The organism is Chryseobacterium sp. JV558 (assembly GCF_033712365.1).
Lineage (GTDB): Bacteria > Bacteroidota > Bacteroidia > Flavobacteriales > Weeksellaceae > Chryseobacterium.
The window spans coordinates 232,696-255,198 of record NZ_WJHU01000005.1; the positions used below are offsets into that span (position 1 = coordinate 232,696).

Consider the following 22,503-nt stretch of genomic DNA (forward strand, 5'->3'; position numbering starts at 1 on the left):
ATTTTAACAAACACATATATAATTTTCGTTACATTTGCCGTTTAATAAAGTAGAATAAAAATATTTTCTTTTTTACCCATTTTTTTTAATAAACTGCACACTTTTTGTTTATGCTAATTGCCTGAAGAAACGAATGATGTTAAACAATAACTCCCAAAAACACTATCTTTTATTTTTTTTCCTGATTCTATCCAGTTCCGTATGTGCTCAAAACCGGGCCAGCGGCAAGGTAGTTGACGAAAAAAACAACAAAGAACTCACTAAGGTTGATATTTTTATCAACAATAGCAAAACCCCTTCCCTGACGACAACTTCAGGTAGCTTCACCGTTCAGTCAGACAGCATCATTCATCACTTAAAGTTTTCCAGAAAAAATTACACCGCAGAAACGCTTGATATTACCCCTGAAAATGCTGAAAATATTTTCGTACAGCTATCCCAGGCTAAAGTAAGTGACATCCAGGAGATTGTCCTTCAAAGCGGAAAAACCAAATACAAGAACAAGAAAGAAAACCCGGCTTATGCTATCATGCAAAAAGTATGGGCGCAAAAAAGAAATAATGGGTTAGAAAAATTTGACACCTATTCCTACAAAGAATACGAAAAAACCCAATTTGATCTTAACAACCTGGATAGCGCTTTCATGAAGAAAAAGATTTTCAATAAACTGGATTTCATTTTCGATTATGCTGACTCTACAGCGAGTGGAAGGCTGGGACTTCCCATCTTTTTGAATGAAGCCGTTTATGAAAATTTTGGTAAAAACAGACCAGACAAGGACAGCAAAAGAACATTAATTGCCCAAAAGACCTCAGGTTTCCAGGACAATCAGGTAATTACGGTTTCAGCTAAAAACCTGTATCGTGATATCAATATCTACGACAATACCCTGAATTATTTCGATATAGGATTCCAAAGTCCTGTAGGAACAGACGGATTCAGTACCTATGATTACAATCTTATGGACACCATTACTATTCGTGGTGAGAAAGCTTTTCAGATAAGATATCAGCCTAAGAGAAAAGACATCCTTGCCTTCCAGGGAAATCTTTATATAGATACGGATACCTATGCCGTTTTAGGAGCGACATTAAAGTCAACTCAAAAGATCAATGTAAATTTCGTCAACAGTGTTTATACGCAAGTGGAATATGATAATCCTGATGAAACCACTTTTCTTCCTAAAAAGCTGATTACTGAATTTGAAATGAGTCCTTTTTCAAAAAAGAAAGGATCCAAAAGCATCATAGCCAAAAGATCGGTTGATTATTCTGAGTATGAATTCAATAAACCTCTTGATCCAAAAGTATTCAAACGCACGGAAGAGGAATATGAAGACCAGTTTACGAATAAAGATGATGCATACTGGACTAAAGCGAGACCTGACACTTTATCCAAGGCAGAACAGGGAGTTTATAGCATGCTTGATCAGCTTCAGCAGACCCCAAAATTCAACCGAATGGTAAAACTGTTTGAAACCCTTGGTTCACGGTATTACAACGCCTTTAAAGGAATAGATATTGGTCCTATCTTCTCTATTTACGGAAGAAATGAAGTGGAAGGAGACCGAATAAGATTAGGAGCAAGAACCTATTTCGGATTGAATGACACCTGGAGAGCTCAGTTTTATACAGCTTATGGTTTCAAAGATCAACAGTTTAAATATGGGGTGGAGGCAAGATATATGTTCAACAAGCTTAACCGCTTTATGATTGGAGCAGGAACCAGCAGAGATATCGTTCAGCTTGGAGGGCAGCTTACTTCCGGCGATGGTGTTGTTCCAAAATCTTCATCTTCCAGTACCTTTTTTGCAAGAGGAGAAAACATTTCTTTAAGTTCTGTAAACAAAACAAGTTTTTTTGCCGCTATTGAACCATGGAAAAACTTTCAGATAAGAGTAGATGGAGTCATGCAGAGCATTAAATCTGCCATTCCTGAGAAATTCAACCTTATGTATTATAAGGACGGACAGCTAAGACAGACCGTTAATGATTCTCATGTTACCATCAGTTTAATTGCAAAACCTGGAGCTAAATTTTCACAAACCGGTATTGACCGTTACCAAGCCAGAAATCTGGCTCCAACCATTGTTTTAAGATATACAAGAGGTATTGAAGGCCTTTTTAATGCAGATTTCAATTATGACAAGCTTCAGTTCATGGTTTATAAGCCATTTTTAATTGGAAGTATGGGAAAACTGGTAGTGAATTTTGAGGCAGGAAAAAACTTCAATACAGTTCCTCTGGCACTACAGAATATCATTCCGGCCAACCTTTCCTATGGTTTGGTACCAAATACCTTCTCTCAACTTAACTATTATGAGTTCGTGACTGATGCTTATACAACACTTCAGCTGGAACATCATTTTAACGGTAAGATCCTTTCTTATATTCCTTTGATTAAAAAACTAAAATTCCGAGAGGTTGCATTTATCAGAGGAGCCTATGGAACGCTAAGTGATGCTTCAAAGGCAATCAACGTGGAAGGTTTTAAATATTCTGCACCAAGTGAACATATTTATTATGAATACGGATTCGGGATTGAAAATATAGGAATCGGAAACCTTAGAATTTTCAGGGTAGATTTCAACTGGAGAGGAAATTATCTTGACAGACCGGATATTTCAAAATTCGGTGTCAAAGCAGGATTCCAGGTAGGATTTTAAACAGAAACAATATAAAATAGGTTCGGCGGCTTCAAAGAAGCCGCCGAACTTTTATTTTCAACTTTATATAAAGTAATTAAAAGCACTCACAAGGCTCTTCTACATCAAGCAGACAGCGCATTTTCTGCTCCTTTGTCAACCCACACCACGTGCCACATGATGTAATAGGTTTTGGTGGACACCATACAGCACCTCCATTAATTTCTCTAAGATTTTTCTTTGTTAGTTTTCTTAAATTTTTCATGATTATAATTAGTTTTATTTGTTGCCTACTCTCTCTGCTTTTCGGCTTCCGCAATGATTTTTATTTGATTACGGACAAATATATAATTATTTCACTACTATAGGATATTATTTAAGTTTTTTAACTTAATATAAAAGCCGATCCCTATTAAAAGGGTCAGCTCTACAAAATCCTAAAAAAAAGAATTCTATTTAATATCATTCAAAACATTCTGAACATGGCTGAGAAAGCATACAGTGTGATTTTTGCCATGGTGACCATCTGCACCATTCATCACAGGACTGAAACATAGAAGGACAGACTGCCGCCACTCCTCCGGTTATTTCTTTTAAACTCTTTTGGGTTAATTTCTTTAGATTTTTCATAGTTATTTTGTTTTAATGTACACCTACTCTTTATGCTTTTCGGTCTTCGCAACTGACTCATAACTGAGCAGTTAACAAATATAAATATATTTCACAAACAATTGAATATATTGAAAACAATGTTATAATTAATAGAGCAAAAAAAGCCTCAGCAAATGCTGAGGCTTTAATTTTTATAAAACGCGTAAAAATTATGCGTTTGGTTCTACAGATACAAAAGATCTGTTGTTTGCTTTCTTTCTGAAAACTACTTTACCATCTACTAATGCAAACAAAGTGTGATCTTTACCGATTCCCACGTTATCACCTGGGTGGTGTTGAGTACCTCTTTGTCTAACAATAATATTTCCGGCAATAGCTGCTTGTCCTCCGAAAATCTTCACACCTAATCTTTTAGAGTGAGACTCTCTACCGTTCTTGGAACTACCGACTCCTTTCTTGTGTGCCATTTTATTACTGGATTATTTATTAAGTGCTTTAAATTGATCGATATTCTTAATGATAGCAGCATCTACTTCTTCATGAGTAAGAATATTCTTTTCTAATTCCACTTTAACTGCTTTACCTAAAGTAATTAAAGTTTCTCTGTTCTCTTTAGACTGAGACAAGTTGTTTTTCTTTAAGTGATAGTTCAATTCGTGATCTTCACCAAAGTTAACAGTTGCGTTGTCAGAAAGAACTTCACCTTTCACAGTTTCTTTTTTAGCAGCAGCTTTTTTAGCTCCTCCTTCAAAACCAGTAATACCAGTGATTACGATTTGAGTTAAAGATTGTCTGTGACCGTTTTTAACTTTGTAACCTTTTCTTCTTTTCTTTTTGAAAACGATTACTTTATCAGCTTTTACGTGGTCAAGGATCTCTGCTTCTACAGTGATTCCATTTACAGCTGGGGCGCCTACAGTGATTGCTCCGTTTACAGTAAGAAGAACTTTATCGAAAGAAACTTTTCCTCCTTTATCTCCTTTTAAACGGTTTACAAACAACTTCTGGTCTTGCTCAACTTTGTATTGAAGCCCTGCTATTTCTACAATTGCAAACATTGTTTATAAATTTTTAGTTATTTCGAGGTGCAAATATACAAATAAAATTCTAATTACCTTACAATCAAAGCAATGTTTTTTTAATATAAATTCTATTCACTATGCTTTGAATAATTTTTAACAATAAAGTACTCACACTTAAGAGATAATTTCATACCTTCGTTTTACCAAATTGAATTTATATATGAAAAGAAACTTTAATCTCTGCTTAGTAGCAGGCGCAATTGCTGTTGCATCATTGACAGCATGTAGTGATGACCAAATGGACAATAATGTTCAACCTCAACAAGATGCACTGAGTGCAAAAATTGATCAGCCTGGAGATCTTGAAAAAATCTGTTACTATGTTGACAACAACTGGAGTAACAATTCTGTTTTAGTAACTGGACTTCAGAACGCGACAGACACCAATTTTATGAATTCACAAATGACTAAAATTGCAAGTTTATGGGGAAGAAGTAATCCTACTTTGAGATTTGTGAATGATGCATCCAATTTCAACTCTACGTATAATGCGATTTCCTACTCTACAGGAAAGATCTATTATGGATATGCGATCTATTATGATGCAAAAGCAAAAGGAGGTGATATCGTAAATGCAATGATCCTTGCTCATGAGTATGGACACCAGCTGCAGTACATTTTTGGATTACCTTCCGTGAACGAAAATACTGCCAGACCAAACGAGCTTGAAGCTGATGGTTTTGCAGGATACTATTTGAGAAGACCTAACGGGTACAATAAAACAAGTTTCCCGGAAATTGCAGCGGCTTACGAGTTTGCACAAAGTATTGGAGATTATCAGACTAACAGCCCTGGACACCACGGAACACCTGCACAGAGAAGATCAGCAGTACGTTTAGGATTCCTGTTAGGACAGTATGATCTTAACGCCTCCAATTTCGATTATAACTTCTTCTATTATTATCAGGGAGTTTTGAACGGAACTTATAAGATGGCAAAAAACACAGTGAATCCTGAAATTGACGCCTACATGAGTCAATACATTGATGAGCTGAAAAAAATTCAGTCTGGAGAAATTTCTGCAGAAGAGTTTAAAAACCTTAAATAAACGAGAACATTCATTTTTAGCATATTTAAGAAAGGAGGCGGACAGTATGTTCCGCCCCTTTTTTGTTTTAAACAACCTTTTTGTAGCTTACAAAATCATTTTGTTTGTATTTTTGAAAAAGTTGAATGATCTGTTGAAATATTTTTTATTTCTTTTTAAACATTCATTTTTGGACTTATAAGTAAAACAGATAACAAAAGAATTTCCAAGCAATCTATAATGAACAGAGATCTCTACATTGATTTCGCCAAAGGGCTGGCAACACTTTCAATCATATTTATCCATACAGCTTTCTGGTCTGGACAGTTTTATATTCCCGCAGAGGTAAGGGTTTTCTCTCTCGTTTTTGATGTAGCCCTCTTTTATGCACTCAGCGGCATTACATCAGGAGCTAATATTGAAAAAACATTGTACCGTCTCCTTAAGCTGCAGATCACTTATATGATCTTCGTAACCCTGCTTTTCTTTTTAGATTACTTTTTTAAAGTATTTGGATTAAGTTTCTTTTCGATAGAATGGCTCCAAAGTTTTTACTCTACATTTGGATCTAAATATTCTGCTATCAATATTTCAACAACTCCTCAATGGGAAAACCTTGGGAACTGGTATCTTCATCAATATACCAATGCAGACACATTTCCTGTTGTTATGGGAAGTTTCTGGTATCTTAAAGTTTATTATGTTCTCACTGTTTTCGGTGTTCTTATTCTGAGATTTTTCCCAAAGCACATCAACTGGTTCATTGGACTCTGTATTGCTTTAACATTATTATTCAACATCTTCCCAGAGTATTACCCAACAGGACAGGTGGGATATGTCGCTTTTTACCTTGCCATCTTTTTAATTGGAAACAAAATGCGTGGAAAAAAAATTCCTACAAAAGCAATTCCTGTACTATATGCACTTGTTGGAGCAGCTCTTATATGGATGTTCTGGTATTATGGAGGTGACATTTTTTATAAGATCAATAAAAATAAATTTCCACCCAAGATTCCTTATATCATCTGGGCATTGTTCTCTCTGGTAACATTATTTGTTCTCTACAACCGACTGAAAGTCACAAAAGAAAACTTCATTACCTACATCGGGAAGAATGCTATTTTCTTCTACTTTGCACAAGGAATCAGCTCATCACTGGTTTATTTCCTGGTGGTTCCTTTGAAAGAGAATATGTCATGGTGGATTCTGATGCTCTTAATTTATATCCTTAATATTATTCTTGCTTTCATTATAGCTGCAGGATTAAAAAAAGTGGACGCTCTGGGATGGCAAATCTTAGAGTTTTTAAGAAAAAAAACAGCTTCTTAACAGATTAGCAGTCAATTTGAAATAAAATAATCTTTATTATCGCAATTTATTTTAATTTTACAAAAAATTCAAAACATGTTTAAGTTGAAACTTCCTACCGATCCAAGGTGGGCAAATATTGCAGAAGGAAACATAGGAGAAATTTTAACGGATCATGCGTGGTGCGAACAGAAAGCCACAACAAATGCCATCAGTTTAATCAATATGCTCCCCGAACATCCGGAAATCGTCACAGAACTTATTGCCATTGCGCAGGAAGAGCTTGACCATTTCAGCCAGGTTCACGAAATTATCAAAAAAAGGGGATTTGTTTTCGGAAAAGCCAGAAAAGATGATTACGTCAATGAACTGGCTAAGTTTGTTGTTCAGGGAAGCAGAGAAGATCTGATTGTTGACAAACTGCTTTTCGCAGCGATGATTGAAGCAAGAAGCTGTGAAAGATTCAAAGTTCTTACCGAAAACATTAAGGATGAAGAGCTTAAAACTTTTTATAAAGAATTAATGATCTCAGAAGCTAATCACTATACCACTTTCATTGGTTTCGCAAGACAGTTGGGTGATATCGAAAAGGTAAACCAACGTTGGGAAGAATGGCTGGAATATGAAGCCAAGATTATTAAATCCTACGGAAATAAAGAATCCATCCACGGTTAAAATAAAACAGTAAAGAATATACATTGAAGAAGCCAAGCTTTGAAAATATCGCCAATTTATTCCTGAAAAACTTTTTTCAGGGACTGGTTATTATTGGTCCTATCGGGCTTACTATTTTTGTAATCTGGTATATTGTAAGTGCAATTGACAATCTTGTTCCTTCACTTGCCAAGCAGATTCCAGGGCTTGTTTTTGTATCAATCATATTATTCACTGCTATTTTAGGATATCTGGGAAATAAATTCGTGGTCGGAAGATTCTTTTTCGATACGATGGACAGCTTACTGGAGAAAACTCCGGGAGTAAAACATATTTACACTCCTACGAAAGACGTGATGTCTTCATTCGTAGGTGACAAGAAAAAATTCAACGATCCTGTATGGGTAAAAACCAATGAAAATCCAGAAATCTGGAGAATCGGCTTTTTAACCCAAAAAGAAATGTCGGACGTTGACAAGCATAATTACGTTGCGGTATACCTTCCCCACTCGTACGCCATCTCGGGCTGGGTAATTGTTACTGAAGAAAAAAACATCAAACCTGTAGTGGGAATGACAGCGGCTTCTGCAATGAAGTTCGCAGTGAGTGGCGGTGTAGCCGGATTCCATTCTGATGAAAATATATTTAAGGCTCCGGAATAATCCTTTTTCCGTCTTATTTATACATTGATGAATTTTGAAAATTATTTTCAAGCACATTTTCTTTACAAACAATTTAAAACATAATTTAACTCATGAATTTACCGTACGCGGAGCCTTTCCGCATTAAAATGGTGGAAGAAATCTATCAATCCACCAGAGAAGAAAGAGAGCAATGGCTTAAAGAAGCTAATTATAACCTTTTCAATTTAAGATCTTCACATGTCTATATTGACCTGCTTACCGATTCAGGAACCGGAGCAATGTCTGATAGACAATGGTCTGCTTTGATGACAGGAGATGAAAGCTACGCCGGATCCCGTTCTTTTGAACAATTACAGAAAACTGTTGAAACAATTACAGGATTCAAATATTTATTACCAACACACCAGGGAAGAGCTGCAGAAAACGTTCTTTTCTCAGTATTGGTAAAAGAAGGTGATGTAGTTCCCGGAAACTCTCATTTTGACACTACAAAAGGACATATCGAAATCAGAAAGGCACATGCTATTGACTGTACAATAGACGAAGCCTTTGACATTAATGATCTTCACCCTTTCAAAGGAAACATCAACCTTGAAAAGCTGGAAGAAGTTTATAAAAGTCATCCCAAAGAAAACATTCCTTTCTGCTTAATAACGATCACATGCAACTCTTCAGGAGGACAGCCTGTATCATTAGAAAACATGAAAGCTGTAAAAGCACTTTCTGACCAATATGGAATTCCTGTATTCTTTGATTCTGCGAGATTTGCAGAGAATGCTTACTTCATCAAAAAAAGAGAAGCAGGACAGGAAAACAGAAGCATTAAGGATATCTGTAAGGAAATTTTCTCTTATGGTGATGGGATGACAATGAGTTCTAAAAAAGATGGTTTGGTAAATATCGGAGGATTCATTGCTTTGAATAATGAAGATATTTTCAGAAAAGCATCCAACTTTACGATTATCTACGAAGGATTTATTACCTACGGAGGAATGGCTGGAAGAGATATGGCGGCATTAGCTGTAGGTCTTGATGAAGCAACTGAATTTGCTTATCTTGAAAGCAGAATTTCTCAGGTTGAATATCTGGGTAATAAACTGATTGAATACGGAATCCCGGTTCAGAAACCAATCGGAGGACACGCAGTATTCATTGATTCTTTAAACTTCCTTCCGAACGTTTCCCGTGAAGAATATCCGGCACAGACATTAGGACTTGAAATTTATAAAGAAGCAGGGATCAGAACTGTAGAAATCGGGACATTATTAGCCGACAGAGATCCTGCAACAAGAGAAAACCGTTATCCGAAGTTAGAATTGGTACGTCTGGCAATTCCTAGAAGAACCTATACCAATAACCACATGGATTATATTGCTGCTGCGATCAAGAACGTTTATGAAAGACGTGACGAAATAGCAAAAGGATACAAGATCACCTGGGAACCGGAAATCTTAAGACACTTTACCGTTCAGCTTGAAAAAGCTTAATCATAAAACCGGAATTTTTTTCCGGTTTTTTTTGCATTAACGTTCAAAAGTTTCCTATTACAAGGATAACCTTATTTCTTATATATTCAAAAAAAAACAAACACAACTCATTTAAAATCAATCAGATATTTCAATTTATAGATAAATATAAATCAAGTATATTTATTTATCACATACAATACATTGTGCTTTTTATCTTATTTTTCAGAAAACAAAAATCAAATTAATCCATTTTTTGAAATAGTGAATGTTTTTAATTTTAATTTTGTATCCATCTGATGAAACAGATGCAAAATACTTGAGAACCAACCTGAAAAATCCGTTATTCCGAAAATGAAGAAAATTGCTGTCGTGGGCGCCGGTATCTCCGGCTTAAGCATGGCGAATTACTTAGAAAAATACAAGATTGATTATCACATTTACGAAAGAAGAAAAAAGAAAGATCTGGCAGGTCATGGTTTTCTCATTCCACAGGAAGGCATGGAATACCTTTATCAGATCCTTGATTCTGATCTTCTTCTTCAGCAAGGAAACTTTTTAACAAAATATATACAATACTCTCATACAGGAAAAGTACTTGCAGAGAAGCAACTGAACAATGTTTTTGCCATTTCAAGACATTCACTAATAGATCTGTTGTCCCAAAATATTTCTCCTGAAAGAATAACCTATGAACAAACCATCATCCCTAATGATAAGCAGAATGGAAAACTGAAACTTTCGGACGGAACGGATATTGAGGCAGACATTGTTGTTATTTCTGATGGTTCTAAAAGCCGCATCAGAAGCAGCCTTTTTAAAGATGAAACCATGAAGCTGGTCAGAGAAAGCGAAGTGGTTAATATCATTCAGGATAAGGAAATTGCGGATTCTATTGAAAATGATTTTATAAAATTCCATCATGATGAAGGCGGACTTACTTTTGGGATTCTTAAACTTTCTGCTGACACTATTCTTTGGTATTCACAGTTTGATAATGAGAAATACATGATCAATGAATGTTCTGCTGAGAACTTAAGGAAATATATGCTTGACGTTTTTGAAAACTGGCATCCTTTAGTCCCTGAAATCATACAAAAATCAGATTATAAAAATGTACATTTATGGAATGTTTATGAACTGGAAAAACTGAATCCTTTTTATAAAGATAACATTGTATTCATCGGAGATGCAGCCCATCCATTAATCCCGTTTACGAGCCAGGGAGTAACCTCAGCATTGAAAGACTCTTTTACATTAACGAAATATTTAGTTGAAGAGCAAAATAAAACAGAAGCCTTCAGAAAATATGAAAACCAGAGGAAGCCTGAAATTGAGGTTCATATCAACAACGGAAGAACATTGCTCAATCAGTTCCTTCTCCCTCTCAGTCAACAATCAGAAAATATTTTACCCATATCCTATAAATAAATATGTTCAGCAATAACGATATCAATTTTGAAGCCCTGAAAAGAAAAGCCTACAACGGAAGATGGGCAACCCTTGAAGAAGGAATTATACCCCTTACCGCTGCAGATCCTGACTTCAGGACGGCCCCTGAAATAGAACAGGGAATTATTGAATACCTGAAAGACGGCTATCTAAGCTACGGACCGTTTTCTGGTCTTCCGGAATTCAAAAAAAGTGTGGCAGATCATTTTAATGAGAAACACGGAAGTTTTTCTCCTGAAAATGTATTGGCTGTCAACAGCGCTGCCCAGGGAATGTTTCTAATCGCATCTTATGTTCTGAATCTTGGTGATGAAGCAATTATTCTGGACCCTGTGGATTTTCTATTCAAAAAATCAGTAGAAACAGCTGGTGGAAAAGTAATGCTTTGCCCTGTAGATACAACAACGGGAGACATTGATTTTGAAAAGCTGGTTTCTTTAATCAATCCTAAAACCAAACTTATCAGCATCTGCAATCCGCACAATCCATTGGGGAAAGTGTATTCTAAAGAAGTTTTAATAAAAATTGCAGAAATTGCTTCAGCTCATGATCTTTGGGTGATGAGTGATGAAATCTGGAGTGATATTATTTATGACAACAAGAACTTTCATACGTATTCTTCCGTTTCTGAGAAAGCAAAGAGAAAAAGCTTTACTGTTTACGGGTTTTCAAAATCATTTGGAATTGCAGGACTGAGAATTGGGGCGGTTTTGTGTAATGATCTGGACATTATTGAAGATTTTACAGAAAAATCCAATTTCAATTCTACAATAGAAGGGGTTTCTACTTTGTCACAGATTGCCGGAACCGTAGCGCTGGAGAAAGCAAAACCTTGGTATAAAGAATTTTTAGCTCATTTACAGAACAACAGAGACCTTGCTTTTACATTATTAAGCCGCTCAGAAATTGTAACTCCCAATCTGCCTGAGGCCACTTTTGTACTCTTTCCAAAGATCGAAAACGGAATGTCCAGCGATCAGTTTGCCCAACATGTTTTAAAGCAGGGAAAGGTTGCCATTGTTCCCGGATCAGAAAGATGGTTTGGAAAAGGAGCGGAAGGACATATCAGAATTTGTTTTTCCACCTCCCAGGAAATTTTAGAAGAAGGAATTAACAGAATCATTACCAGCTTTTAACATTAAAAATTTTCATTAAATTTAAATAAAAAGTTATTATTTTTCTTAAGTTACCGCAAATCACCATTAAATTAAGACATCCATATTAAATATTTAATTTTAGTATGGATTTAAAAATAAATATTGATAATTTTGATTAAATCACCACTCAAAATTATCTATATGAAAATAAAATACATCAGCGTTATTTTTCTTGGAGTTTCTACCCTATCCTATGCCCAGCAAATAAAGGATACCTTGAAAGAATCGAAGATTGACGAAGTAGCCATCACCGGAAGCCGGAATAAAAAAAGAACCGTAGTAAATACGCCTGTTCCTATTGATATCATCGATATTAAACAGGTAAGCCAGTCAACAGGGCAGGTAGAAATTAACCAGCTTTTACAGTTTTCTGCACCCTCTTTCAACTCCAACAAACAATCAGGGTCTGACGGTGCTGATGCAGTAGATCCTGCCACTTTAAGAGGTTTGGGGCCGGATCAGACTTTACTCCTTTTGAATGGAAAAAGATACCATCAATCTTCATTGATCAACCTTTTCGGAACCAAAGGAAGAGGAAACACCGGATATGATATGAATACCATTCCGATTGGCGCCATAAAGAGAGTGGAAGTCCTTCGTGACGGAGCTTCAGCTCAATATGGATCTGATGCTATTGCAGGGGTAATCAATGTTATTTTGAATGACCGTGATAAAGGTTTTGAAGGGAATCTATTCACAGGGATGAACCTTTTCAAAAGTCCCGGAAATAATGATGTTGTCTCAGATCATAAAATAGACGGCACTACCTTTGATTTCAGTGGAAATTTAGGAACCAAAATAGGGTCCAAAGGAGGTTTTGGAAACTTTACAGTAGAGTTTATGAACAAAGATTATGCGATACGAAATGCAAATCCTGATATTTATAATAATCCACTAGCACCGAGACAGCGTTTCGGGGATGCAAAGGCGCAAAACATTTACTTTTTTGGAAATATTGAGCTCCCTTTATCTGATGGTCTGAAATTCTATTCCCGTCAAGGTTTCTCCCACAGAAATACCAAGGCTTACGCATGGACCAGATCAGCAGATGCAGACGGAAATATTCCTGAAGTTTATCCTACAGGATTCAATCCGATTGAAAATACAAGTATTACAGATTTTACATTTGACAACGGCCTGAAGTTTAAGGTTGCCGGATGGGATGTAGATTTTTATAATGCTTTTGGCAACAACAGATTTACCTATCAGATTGAAAATACGATAAATGCCACTTTGGGTATCAAATCACCTACAAGCTTTAATGCAGGAGGACATTCATTGTTACAGAATACAACAGGTTTTAATGCCGTGAAACAGTTTAAAGTGCTTGAAGGACTGAATATCGCTTTTGGATCTGAATTCAGGTATGAAAAATTTGATATCATCAAAGGAGAAGAAGCTTCTTATAGCATGTATGATGTAAATGGAAATCCTGTGACTGCCAGTACTCCCCAAAACCTTCTTGTCACCAATCCTTTAAGTGGTAATGTAAGACCAGGCGGCTCTCAGGGATTCCCAGGATATTCTACAGATATTGGCAAAAGCAGAAATAACTTTGCGGCCTATGTAGACACTGAACTTGATATTACAAAAAACTGGATGGTAAGTGTTGCCGGAAGATTTGAAAATTATAATGATTTCGGAAGTACTTTAAATGGAAAATTCGCGACAAGATACGCGATCACTCCACAGTTCGCTTTCCGTGGTTCCGTTTCTACTGGGTTCAGAGCTCCTTCTCTGGCTCAGAAATACTACAGCCAGCAGTTTACGAACTTCCAGGGTGGTCAATTGGTTACTATTCAGCTAGCTTCTAACGATAGTAAAATTGCTGGCAGCCTTGGAATTCCACAATTGAAGCAGGAAACCTCTGTGAACGGAAGTGCCGGATTTACTTTCAACACAGGAAAATTCACGGCGACAGTGGATGGATATTATATTCAGGTAAAAAACAGAATTGTTCTTACCGGATATTTTGCACAGGCAGACCTGCCGGCAGACGTTCAGGCAGATAATCCATTTATTGACCAGGTACAGTTCTTTTCTAATGCGATTGATACCCGCACGAAAGGGGTTGATCTTATCTTAAGCTATAGCGAAAATCTTGGTTCCGGGAAACTGACCGCTACCTTAGCCGGAAACTATAATGATATGGAAATCACCAAAGTGAATACTTCAGAAAAGCTCGCAGGAAAAGAAGATATTTACCTGAGCGATAGAGAAAAGGCTTTTATTCTTGCTTCTGCTCCAAAAACAAAGGTCAATTTAAACCTCAATTATAAGATCAACAAATTCAATGCGAATCTGCAGCTGGTAAGGTTTGACAAAGCAACACTGATTGGGTATGATGGTGCAGAACAGGTCTATAATCCGAAAGTAACTACCGATCTTTCTTTTGGTTATGAATTTTGTAAGAATTTAAATCTGACCCTGGGGAGTAAAAATTTATTCAACAGATATCCTACGCTGCAAACCACTCATGTAAGCGATGGAAATACAGAAGGTGGAGGTATTTTTGATCCTGTTCAGATGGGATTTTCCGGAAGACAGGTTTTTGCCAGACTTAACTTTAAGTTTTAATTGAAAATAAAAACTCCTGAAAATTTCCAGGAGTTTTTTTATTTTATTTTTTTGAAATCTTATACAATTTTCCGCTGTCGGTTACCGCATAAAGATTTCCGTCCATTCCGTTCAATACATCACGGAAACGTTCTTTTTGATCTGCAAGAAGACGTTCTTCACCAATCACTTTATTATCTTTCATAACAATTCTGTCAATATGCTCACCGCTTAAACATCCGATTATCAGATTTCCTTTCCATTCCTCGATATTTCCTGTATAAAAAGTAATTCCACTTGGCGAAATCACAGGATCCCAGTAATAAACGGGTTGTTCAGTTCCCTCTCTTTGGGTGATTCCCTGTCCTACTTTGTCTCCGGAATATTCAATTCCATATGTCACATCCCCCCAACCGTAATTTTTTCCGGGTTGAATCAGATTAATCTCATCTCCCCCTCTCGGTCCCATTTCCACATCCCAAAGGTTTCCATTAGGATCAATTGCCATTCCTTGCGGGTTACGCACACCATAAGCATAAATTTCAGGTTTATAGCCTTGTTTTCCGATAAAAGGATTTCCCTGAGCAGGTTTGCCATCTTTTGTAATTTTCAGAATTTTCCCCAGATAATTATCCGTTTTCTGTGCATAGACTCGGGTTACTTTATCTGATCTTTCTCCTGTACTCACAAATAAATGTCCATCTTTATCAAAGGCCAGACGGCTTCCATAATGTTTATCTCCGTCATAAGAAGGTTCGGCACGGAAAATAACTTGTACGTCCGAGATATTTTTGAGATCTGCAGACAGCCTACCTTTCGCTACAGAAGTTAAGTTCCCTTTTCCAAACAGTTCTGAAAAACTGAAGTAAATAATATTGTTAACGGTAAAATCAGGATCAAGAGCTACATCAAGCATTCCTCCCTGTCCTTTTGAATCCACTTTTGGAAAGCCTTCTATTTTTGACACCTGCTTTCCATCGGTTGAAACAACATTCATGTGACCATTCTTATCCGTAATCAGAAATTTCCCATCAGGTAAATTAACAATCCCCCAAGGTCTTCCTAAATCTTTATTCAGAATCTCTACACTATAAGCTGTTGTACTCTTTACGGCTTTAATTCTTGTCTGCCCTTTGAATGCCGGTTTGTAGTTTGAATTAGGCTTATCTGTCTCTACACTTCCGTCATTTCCTGTCTTCTGAGCATTTGCATGATTTTCTTTGCACGATGACAAAATAAGAAAAAGGCTTACTACAGGGATGTAAAATTGATTGATTTTCATAGTATTATGATTAGGTGATTTTATAATGAATGGAAAAATAATGCCATAAAATTTGTTGGATTCATTTTTTATTCTACATTTGTAGAATAAATTACAACATTGTAGAATGAAAGAGATTAAATTAACAGATTCTGAAAAAATTCTCATGGAAATCCTTTGGGAGAAGAAAAAAATTTTCATGAAGGATATTCTGGAAACCTACCCCGATCCTAAGCCTGCTGCAACTACTATTGCAACCCTGCTTAAAAGAATGCAGAACAAAGAACTTGTAGGTTATAAAGTGTATGGAAATTCCCGTGAATACTATCCAAAAATAGAAAAGGGGGAATATTTCAAGGAAGAAATGTCTTCCATGATTGATCGTTTTTTCAACAGCTCGGTAACACAGTTTGCTTCCTTTTTTACATCTAATGCAAAGCTTAGTCAAAAGCAATTGAAAGAACTCCGTGATATCATTGATGAACAGATAAAAGAATAGATATGGCAGCCATTGTTCTGAAAATAATTATATGTTCTTCTATTTTCATTGCCGTTTATTATCTCTTCCTTGAAAAAGAAAGAATGTACAGATTCAACAGATGGTATTTATTAAGTGGTATACTGCTTTCTTATATCATTCCATTTATCAATATTACGATACAAAGGCCTGAAGCTAAAATAGAACCTCAAACTCAAATGATGATTGAAGGAACGGCTCAGCAAATGATTTTTATTCAGCCGGAACAGGAAAGTTTCAACTGGATGAATATTGTGTGGGGCGTGTATGTTATAATCACACTTTTTCTACTCATGAAAAGTCTTTTAGCTCTCTTAGCTGTCAGAAGAATTAAAGGGGAAAAACGTATTTACGAGCATTACAATATTATATTAACAGGTGAAAGTCTCTCTCCGTTCAGCTTCTGGAATACGATATATATGGGGAAAAATTACATGGTAAATAATAGAATTGACCAAAGGATTTTCCTGCACGAAAAGGCTCATATTGATCAGAAACACAGTGTAGATTTAGTAATACTGAATCTTTTAAAGATTTTCACCTGGTTCAATCCTGTTCTTTTCTTATACAAAAAAGCCGTGATCACGAATCACGAGTTTTTAGCAGATGAAGCGGTACTGAAAAAGAATTATAATATTAAAGAATACCAAAACCTTATTCTTGAAGAAATTCTTAGCCAACAAAATCCTCCTTTGACTCATTCATTTAATTTTAATAACACCAAAAAAAGATTTATTATGATGAAAACAAAAAAATCGAAATTCAACCTGTTAAGAAAAACAGCTGGAATCACCACACTGATTGCTGCCGCAGTTTTACTTTCTGAAAGAACGTATGCAGGCAATCCGGCCAGTATTCAGATGTCTGAAAAAATAACGGAAACTTCTACTCAAACTAATAGCCAGGATTCTTATCAGGAATTCAAGGACATATTGGCTAAATATGCAGATTTGCTGAATGATGGAAAGTATGCAGAATTTTCAAAAAAAATCTCAGAAAGTGATAAAAAAAGACTGGAAGAACTCTATCCTCTACTGAATGAAACCCAGAAAAATGAACAGAAGATCACATTCTTTGCGCTACCTGAATTGAAAAAAAGAATTCCAACAGAGAGTGAGTGGAAATCATTTTTAAATAAAAAAGACTACGCAGTCTGGATTGATTCAAAAAAAATTGAAAACAACATTTTGAAAAACTATAAAAAAACGGATTTTTCAAATGTTTATATCAGCAAAATTTATCCGAATGCCAGAACCGCACAAAATCCTCAGCCTTATCAGGTTACTTTAATGACTCCGCCTTATTTTGAAAAGACCAGACAAGAAGGAAAATCTTCTGTCATAATGGGATTCAAAAGACAAGATTTAAAAGCCGTTTCAGATACAATCGTTCCAAGGATAAATAGCATAAACGAAAATAATCAGGGTAAAAACACAAATACAGCCACCAATACTCCACAAAATACTAATGAGCTTCCGGCACAATACGTTGATGGGGATAAAAGTTTTAGAATGCAAATAAATAAAGGTATTGATACCAGTAACTTTGAACCTAAGTATGGTACTATAACATCAACTGCCTATATTCACATCGATGAGACAGGTAAAACAACACAGGTAACCACTTCGGGTGATAACGATATTTTCAACAAGGAGCTTCTTAAGACAGTCACTGAAATAAGTAATAACACAGTCTGGAAACCTGCTACGAAAGATGGGAATCCCATTGCTTCTGTGCTAAAAGTCCCCGCAACAATGACTTTTACAAAACCTTAATATTGAAAGCGCTAATTTTTAGCGCTTTTTATTTTTTCAATTATTCATCTTGAGACTGTTAAAATTTTATTATCAAAATATTCATCTTCAAAACATTATCCTGTCTAAAAATTTCTTTCGTATTTTTGTTGTATACATTCTTTTCTATGTTTAAGCTTCAATCAGAATATAAACCTACAGGAGACCAGCCTAAAGCAATTGAAAAACTTACCGAAGGAATAGAAATCGGGGAGAAATATCAGACACTTCTTGGGGTAACCGGATCCGGAAAAACCTTTACCGTTGCGAATGTTGTACACAATGTACAGCGTCCTACTTTAGTATTGGCACACAATAAAACATTGGCAGCACAGCTCTTTATGGAGTTTAAGGAATTTTTTCCAGAAAATGCCGTGGAATATTTTGTCAGCTATTATGATTATTACCAGCCTGAGGCTTACATTGCCACAACAGGAACTTATATTGAAAAAGATCTGAGCATCAATGAAGAGGTTGAAAAACTACGTCTTTCTGCGACTGCCAGTCTTCTTTCGGGAAGAAGGGATGTTTTGATTGTGGCATCTGTATCGTGTATTTACGGTATCGGAAACCCGACAGAATTCCACAAATCCTTAATCTCTATAGCGATTGGTGAAAAAGTGACAAGAACAGCACTTCTCCACTCACTGGTTAATGCATTATATGCCAGAACATTAAACGAATTTCAAAGAGGTACATTCCGTGTAAAAGGGGATGTGATTGATGTGTTTCCTGCATATACTGATAACGCAATCAGAATTCAGTTTTTTGGAGATGAAATTGAAAAGATCCAAAGCTTTGATCCTGTTACAGGAAATGTAGAATCTACTTTTGAGCAGATTCAAATCTATCCGGCCAATCTTTTTGTAACGTCAAAAGAAACCCTAAACGGGGCTATTAAAGACATTCAGGATGATATGGTAAAACAGGTTGATTTCTTCAGCTCTGTTGGAAAACCATTAGAGGCTAAGCGACTTCAGGAAAGAACAGAGTTGGATCTTGAAATGATTAAAGAACTGGGCTATTGCTCAGGAATTGAAAACTATTCGAGATATCTGGACGGCCGTCTTCCGGGAACAAGACCTTTCTGCCTGATTGATTATTTCCCTAAAGACTTTTTGATGGTTATTGACGAAAGCCACGTAACTGTTCCACAGGTGCATGCAATGTATGGAGGTGACCGAAGCCGAAAAGAGGCATTGGTAGAATATGGATTCAGACTTCCTGCAGCTATGGATAACAGACCCCTGAAGTTTGAGGAATTTGAAGCCATACAAAACCAGGTCATCTACGTATCTGCAACTCCTGCAGATTATGAACTTGAGAGAACCGGAGGAGCTTATATAGAGCAGATTATCCGCCCTACAGGACTTCTAGACCCTATTATCGAAGTAAGACCTTCCTTGAACCAGATTGATGACCTGATGGAGGAAATCCATAAAAGATCTGATGCTGATGAAAGAGTACTGGTAACCACTTTAACGAAGAAAATGGCGGAAGAGCTTACGAAATACTTCATCAAATTTGGAATCAGAACCCGATATATTCACTCTGATGTTGAAACGCTGGAACGTATTCAGATTATGCAGGATCTCCGTTTAGGGCTTTTTGATGTGCTTATCGGAGTCAATTTATTGCGAGAAGGACTGGATTTACCCGAGGTTTCGTTGGTTGCTATTCTGGATGCGGATAAAGAAGGAATGCTGAGAAGCAGAAGATCGATGATTCAAACTGTGGGGCGTGCCGCAAGGAATGTGAACGGAAAAGCAATCATGTATGCTGATAAAATCACCAAATCTATGCAGGCCACCCTGGATGAAACTGAATATCGCCGTGCTAAACAAATGCAGTACAATGACGATCATGGTATGAAGCCAACAGCATTAAATAAAAAGATTTCTGAAAACCTTGTCGGAAGAAGCAAAGACTTCCCTGATGAGAAATATACCCAAAAGGAAATAATGCAAAAGGTGGCAGAAACAAAAGCTACCTATGCAAGTGAAGATATAGAGAAAATGATTACTCAGAAGCAGAAAGAAATGGAAGCTGCTGCAAAAAACCTTGACTTTATAAAAGCAGCCAAGCTGAGAGATGAAATTGCAGCTTTGAAAGCTTAATAAAACTGATTATAAAAAAGCTTCGGCGGCATCTTTGATGCCGCCGAAGCTTTATACTAGGATTGAAATATTTTAATTTTATAATCCATTTCTTACCGCAGCCCTGATGGGAGTCAAAAGATCCATCAGACCGTTTAATTTGATCTCGTAAACTGTTGAAAGCTGCATTCCCAGTTTTCCCTTTGGCATTCCGTTTTTGTTGAACCATTCCAGGTAGCTGACCGGAAGATCAATCAGAATCGTTCCTTCGTACTTACCGAACGGCATCTTCATTACACAGATTTCTTTTAGTATTTCGGGATTGAGTCCTTCCACGTTGTATATAATTAAATTAATTTTTCTTTAATATCGTCCTGCCCAGGCAGTTCAAGATCCGGAGGAGTCTCTTCATCCGAAAATTCATTTCTGTACACCTGAACCAGAAGAAGGGTCAGTGAGATCAGAATAGGCCCGAAAATAAGCCCCATGAAACCAAAAAGATTCATTCCCATGATAATTCCAAATACCGTATTCAATGGGTGGATGTTTTCCAGTTTTTTTAAAAGGGTAAAACGAAGAAGATTATCAGTAAGACCTACCACTACAACACAATAGATCGCTAAACCGACTCCCTGTACCGTATTTCCTTCAGCAATCATAAAGATACACACCGGAGCATACACAAGGGCAGTTCCTACAACAGGAATCACTGAAGCGGCAGCCGTTAATGCAAAAAGCAATACAGCGCCCGGTGCCCCAAATATAAGATATCCTATAAGAGCCACAATCCCCTGTCCTACTGCTACAACCGGGATTCCGATAGCATTGGCCATAATCAGTTTTCTCATTTTATCGCCTATCAAAGAAATGTTGGATCTCTTCAACGGAGCAGAAGAAGTAAGAATCTTTTCAAAGAGCCTTGGCTTCTCCAGCATAAAATAGAGAATAAAATACATGGACATCACTACGGTAAGGGTATTGAAAGTACCACTGAGTGCTGATGTTGAAATCTTCCCTACAGAATCTTTCAGTTTCACCATATTTTCTTTGCTCAGAATATCAAATCCTGTTTTCGAAAATATGTAAGAATGTATTTTATCCAGGAAAATATTGAACTTGGCCATATAAGCCTGCGCATTTCCCAGTTTATCAATAATCAGATCGGCAATAAAATAGATTGGAAGAATAAGAACAATAAGACTCGCAAACATTAATGCTAAAGCAGCAAGTGATGATTTCCATTTTTTCTCTTCCTGCAGATAAAAGTTATATTTTCTGCAGACTACATAAATGGTAATTGCCCCCAGAACTGAGGGTATAAACAATGCCAGATTAAAACAGATCAACCCTGCCAGCACCACAATAATGGCCAGCAACGACATCTGCTTTATCGCAACACTGCTTATTTGTTTGTCCTTATTCATCATCTATTTTTATATTTTTATTTACTGAACATAATTTGTCTTGGTTTTCCTAAGAAAGCACAATACGTAGAGTACATTACGATCATAATAAACGGAGCGGTTAAGATAACTCCTATTCCACAAAGAATAACCCCTGCAATAGAGATCAGAAATCCTAAAAATCCGGTTAATAAGAAAATTCCATAGTTTTCTTTAGCAATATTGAAAGATTTACCTAAAGCATCTGTAGCTGAAGCATTTTCAAACAACAGAATAGGATACCCTAATAAAAGGAAGGGATATACAAAAATAATAGGCAGAACACACAAAGCAAGAGCAACTGAAGAAATAATCCCTGAAAGAAGACTGTAGATCAATATATTTACAAAATTCTGACGGTATCCGATGAAAAGATCAGAAAACTCAATAGGACTTTTCGTATTATATTTATTCACCATGTAGATCAATCCTACATACAAAGGAGACAATAAAAGACCGAAAAGACTGGAAGCCCCCATATATAAAGGCAGCCCCGGAGCACTCCAATAATTAAAGTCACCTCCTGAAGATTTCATCTCTTCCGCTAAAGAAGCAGAATTAAATCCTGTAAGTACCTGAATAAGATACCCTCCGGCCATATAAATAATCATAGCTACGATTCCGTAGCCGAAAACACCTTTATACATTTCAAAGGCATGAGAAATAATAGACCCCGTATCTCTGTTTGGCACAGAGCCTTGCTGATCAAATTCGTTAAATTCAGACATAGTTTAAATATTTAATGATTTTACCAAATTTAGTTTTTTTTAGTAAAAAATCATATTAAACACG

Annotated in this window: 20 protein-coding genes; 12 read left to right on the top strand and 8 right to left on the bottom strand. The window is 36.4% G+C overall.

All coding sequences use genetic code 11. From position 1 onward, the window contains the following. Positions 1-133 precede the first annotated feature (133 nt). Positions 134-2,665, top strand: coding sequence for a DUF5686 family protein (locus tag GFU89_RS18310; protein ID WP_318848509.1), 2,532 nt, complete (start codon positions 134-136; stop codon positions 2,663-2,665). A 76-nt stretch (positions 2,666-2,741) separates the two neighbouring features. Here GFU89_RS18310 and GFU89_RS23360 read toward each other — a convergent pair whose 3' ends face one another. The 4 genes from GFU89_RS23360 to rplU all read right to left on the bottom strand — a co-directional run bounded on the left by GFU89_RS23360 (position 2,742) and on the right by rplU (position 4,314). Further along, positions 2,742-2,909: a bacteriocin-like protein gene (locus GFU89_RS23360; protein ID WP_413228611.1), complete on the bottom strand. Its 168-nt coding sequence runs from the start codon at positions 2,907-2,909 to the stop codon at positions 2,742-2,744. Between the two features lie 197 nt (positions 2,910-3,106). Beyond that, complete coding sequence (locus tag GFU89_RS18315; protein WP_318848510.1) at positions 3,107-3,274, bottom strand: bacteriocin-like protein; 168 nt, start codon at positions 3,272-3,274, stop codon at positions 3,107-3,109. Between the two features lie 191 nt (positions 3,275-3,465). Next, positions 3,466-3,723 (bottom strand): 50S ribosomal protein L27, encoded by a 258-nt coding sequence (rpmA, locus tag GFU89_RS18320; RefSeq protein WP_027372929.1) that lies wholly within the window; start codon positions 3,721-3,723, stop codon positions 3,466-3,468. Positions 3,724-3,735: 12 nt separating this feature from the next. Next, positions 3,736-4,314, bottom strand: coding sequence for a 50S ribosomal protein L21 (gene rplU / locus GFU89_RS18325; RefSeq protein WP_076597840.1), 579 nt, complete (start codon positions 4,312-4,314; stop codon positions 3,736-3,738). Between the two features lie 184 nt (positions 4,315-4,498). Between rplU and GFU89_RS18330 the strand changes: the two genes are divergently transcribed. The 8 genes from GFU89_RS18330 (at position 4,499) to GFU89_RS18365 (ending at position 14,623) form a co-directional block, all read left to right on the top strand. Beyond that, positions 4,499-5,386: a metalloprotease gene (locus tag GFU89_RS18330; protein ID WP_318848511.1), complete on the top strand. Its 888-nt coding sequence runs from the start codon at positions 4,499-4,501 to the stop codon at positions 5,384-5,386. Positions 5,387-5,605: 219 nt separating this feature from the next. After that, entirely contained in the window at positions 5,606-6,694 is a 1,089-nt protein-coding gene (locus tag GFU89_RS18335) for an acyltransferase family protein (protein ID WP_318848512.1), read from the top strand. Between the two features lie 75 nt (positions 6,695-6,769). After that, positions 6,770-7,348 carry a tRNA-(ms[2]io[6]A)-hydroxylase gene (locus GFU89_RS18340; protein ID WP_318848513.1) on the top strand — a complete coding sequence of 193 codons (579 nt, stop codon included), beginning with the start codon at positions 6,770-6,772 and terminating at the stop codon, positions 7,346-7,348. A 23-nt stretch (positions 7,349-7,371) separates the two neighbouring features. Next, on the top strand, positions 7,372-7,989 hold the full coding sequence (locus GFU89_RS18345; RefSeq protein WP_047377240.1) for a DUF502 domain-containing protein: 618 nt from the start codon (positions 7,372-7,374) through the stop codon (positions 7,987-7,989). A gap of 92 nt (positions 7,990-8,081) precedes the next feature. After that, a complete protein-coding gene (locus GFU89_RS18350) occupies positions 8,082-9,458 on the top strand; it encodes a tryptophanase (RefSeq protein WP_318848514.1) in 1,377 nt (458 codons plus the stop codon). Between the two features lie 333 nt (positions 9,459-9,791). Beyond that, on the top strand, positions 9,792-10,868 hold the full coding sequence (locus GFU89_RS18355) for an FAD-dependent monooxygenase (protein ID WP_318848515.1): 1,077 nt from the start codon (positions 9,792-9,794) through the stop codon (positions 10,866-10,868). A gap of 2 nt (positions 10,869-10,870) precedes the next feature. After that, entirely contained in the window at positions 10,871-12,025 is a 1,155-nt protein-coding gene (locus tag GFU89_RS18360; protein WP_318848516.1) for a pyridoxal phosphate-dependent aminotransferase, read from the top strand. A gap of 162 nt (positions 12,026-12,187) precedes the next feature. Further along, a complete protein-coding gene (locus GFU89_RS18365; protein ID WP_318848517.1) occupies positions 12,188-14,623 on the top strand; it encodes a TonB-dependent receptor in 2,436 nt (811 codons plus the stop codon). A gap of 43 nt (positions 14,624-14,666) precedes the next feature. On the opposite strand, the gene GFU89_RS18370 is transcribed toward GFU89_RS18365, so the two are convergent. After that, entirely contained in the window at positions 14,667-15,884 is a 1,218-nt protein-coding gene (locus GFU89_RS18370) for a PQQ-dependent sugar dehydrogenase (RefSeq protein WP_318848518.1), read from the bottom strand. Between the two features lie 106 nt (positions 15,885-15,990). Between GFU89_RS18370 and GFU89_RS18375 the strand changes: the two genes are divergently transcribed. The 3 genes from GFU89_RS18375 to uvrB all read left to right on the top strand — a co-directional run bounded on the left by GFU89_RS18375 (position 15,991) and on the right by uvrB (position 20,290). Continuing rightward, a complete protein-coding gene (locus GFU89_RS18375) occupies positions 15,991-16,362 on the top strand; it encodes a BlaI/MecI/CopY family transcriptional regulator (RefSeq protein WP_309436686.1) in 372 nt (123 codons plus the stop codon). A gap of 2 nt (positions 16,363-16,364) precedes the next feature. Further along, positions 16,365-18,155, top strand: coding sequence for a M56 family metallopeptidase (locus GFU89_RS18380; RefSeq protein ID WP_318848519.1), 1,791 nt, complete (start codon positions 16,365-16,367; stop codon positions 18,153-18,155). 146 nt (positions 18,156-18,301) lie between these two features. Then, positions 18,302-20,290, top strand: coding sequence for an excinuclease ABC subunit UvrB (uvrB, locus tag GFU89_RS18385; protein WP_318848520.1), 1,989 nt, complete (start codon positions 18,302-18,304; stop codon positions 20,288-20,290). 78 nt (positions 20,291-20,368) lie between these two features. Here the strand turns inward: uvrB and GFU89_RS18390 are convergent, their stop codons facing one another. The 3 genes from GFU89_RS18390 to GFU89_RS18400 are packed head-to-tail and all read right to left on the bottom strand — an operon-like array spanning position 20,369 to position 22,439. After that, positions 20,369-20,605 (bottom strand): DUF3820 family protein, encoded by a 237-nt coding sequence (locus GFU89_RS18390; RefSeq protein WP_318848521.1) that lies wholly within the window; start codon positions 20,603-20,605, stop codon positions 20,369-20,371. Positions 20,606-20,616: 11 nt separating this feature from the next. Next, complete coding sequence (locus GFU89_RS18395; RefSeq protein ID WP_318848522.1) at positions 20,617-21,696, bottom strand: AI-2E family transporter; 1,080 nt, start codon at positions 21,694-21,696, stop codon at positions 20,617-20,619. 14 nt (positions 21,697-21,710) lie between these two features. After that, positions 21,711-22,439, bottom strand: a complete 729-nt coding sequence (locus tag GFU89_RS18400) for a beta-carotene 15,15'-monooxygenase (RefSeq protein ID WP_318848523.1) — start codon at positions 22,437-22,439, stop codon at positions 21,711-21,713. Between the last annotated feature and the right edge of the window lie 64 nt (positions 22,440-22,503).

Bases quoted from the DNA above. Each gene is read 5' to 3' on its own strand.
- GFU89_RS18330 (WP_318848511.1), top strand. From the start codon at position 4,499: ATGAAAAGAAACTTTAATCTCTGCTTAGTAGCAGGCGCAATTGCTGTT.
- GFU89_RS18315 (WP_318848510.1), bottom strand. From the start codon at position 3,274: ATGAAAAATCTAAAGAAATTAACCCAAAAGAGTTTAAAAGAAATAACC.
- GFU89_RS18365 (WP_318848517.1), top strand. From the start codon at position 12,188: ATGAAAATAAAATACATCAGCGTTATTTTTCTTGGAGTTTCTACCCTA.
- rpmA (WP_027372929.1), bottom strand. From the start codon at position 3,723: ATGGCACACAAGAAAGGAGTCGGTAGTTCCAAGAACGGTAGAGAGTCT.
- GFU89_RS18375 (WP_309436686.1), top strand. From the start codon at position 15,991: ATGAAAGAGATTAAATTAACAGATTCTGAAAAAATTCTCATGGAAATC.
- GFU89_RS18310 (WP_318848509.1), top strand. From the start codon at position 134: ATGATGTTAAACAATAACTCCCAAAAACACTATCTTTTATTTTTTTTC.
- GFU89_RS18335 (WP_318848512.1), top strand. From the start codon at position 5,606: ATGAACAGAGATCTCTACATTGATTTCGCCAAAGGGCTGGCAACACTT.
- GFU89_RS18400 (WP_318848523.1), bottom strand. From the start codon at position 22,439: ATGTCTGAATTTAACGAATTTGATCAGCAAGGCTCTGTGCCAAACAGA.
- GFU89_RS18360 (WP_318848516.1), top strand. From the start codon at position 10,871: ATGTTCAGCAATAACGATATCAATTTTGAAGCCCTGAAAAGAAAAGCC.
- GFU89_RS18370 (WP_318848518.1), bottom strand. From the start codon at position 15,884: ATGAAAATCAATCAATTTTACATCCCTGTAGTAAGCCTTTTTCTTATT.
- rplU (WP_076597840.1), bottom strand. From the start codon at position 4,314: ATGTTTGCAATTGTAGAAATAGCAGGGCTTCAATACAAAGTTGAGCAA.
- GFU89_RS18395 (WP_318848522.1), bottom strand. From the start codon at position 21,696: ATGATGAATAAGGACAAACAAATAAGCAGTGTTGCGATAAAGCAGATG.
- GFU89_RS18380 (WP_318848519.1), top strand. From the start codon at position 16,365: ATGGCAGCCATTGTTCTGAAAATAATTATATGTTCTTCTATTTTCATT.
- GFU89_RS18355 (WP_318848515.1), top strand. From the start codon at position 9,792: ATGAAGAAAATTGCTGTCGTGGGCGCCGGTATCTCCGGCTTAAGCATG.
- uvrB (WP_318848520.1), top strand. From the start codon at position 18,302: ATGTTTAAGCTTCAATCAGAATATAAACCTACAGGAGACCAGCCTAAA.
- GFU89_RS18350 (WP_318848514.1), top strand. From the start codon at position 8,082: ATGAATTTACCGTACGCGGAGCCTTTCCGCATTAAAATGGTGGAAGAA.
- GFU89_RS18340 (WP_318848513.1), top strand. From the start codon at position 6,770: ATGTTTAAGTTGAAACTTCCTACCGATCCAAGGTGGGCAAATATTGCA.
- GFU89_RS23360 (WP_413228611.1), bottom strand. From the start codon at position 2,909: ATGAAAAATTTAAGAAAACTAACAAAGAAAAATCTTAGAGAAATTAAT.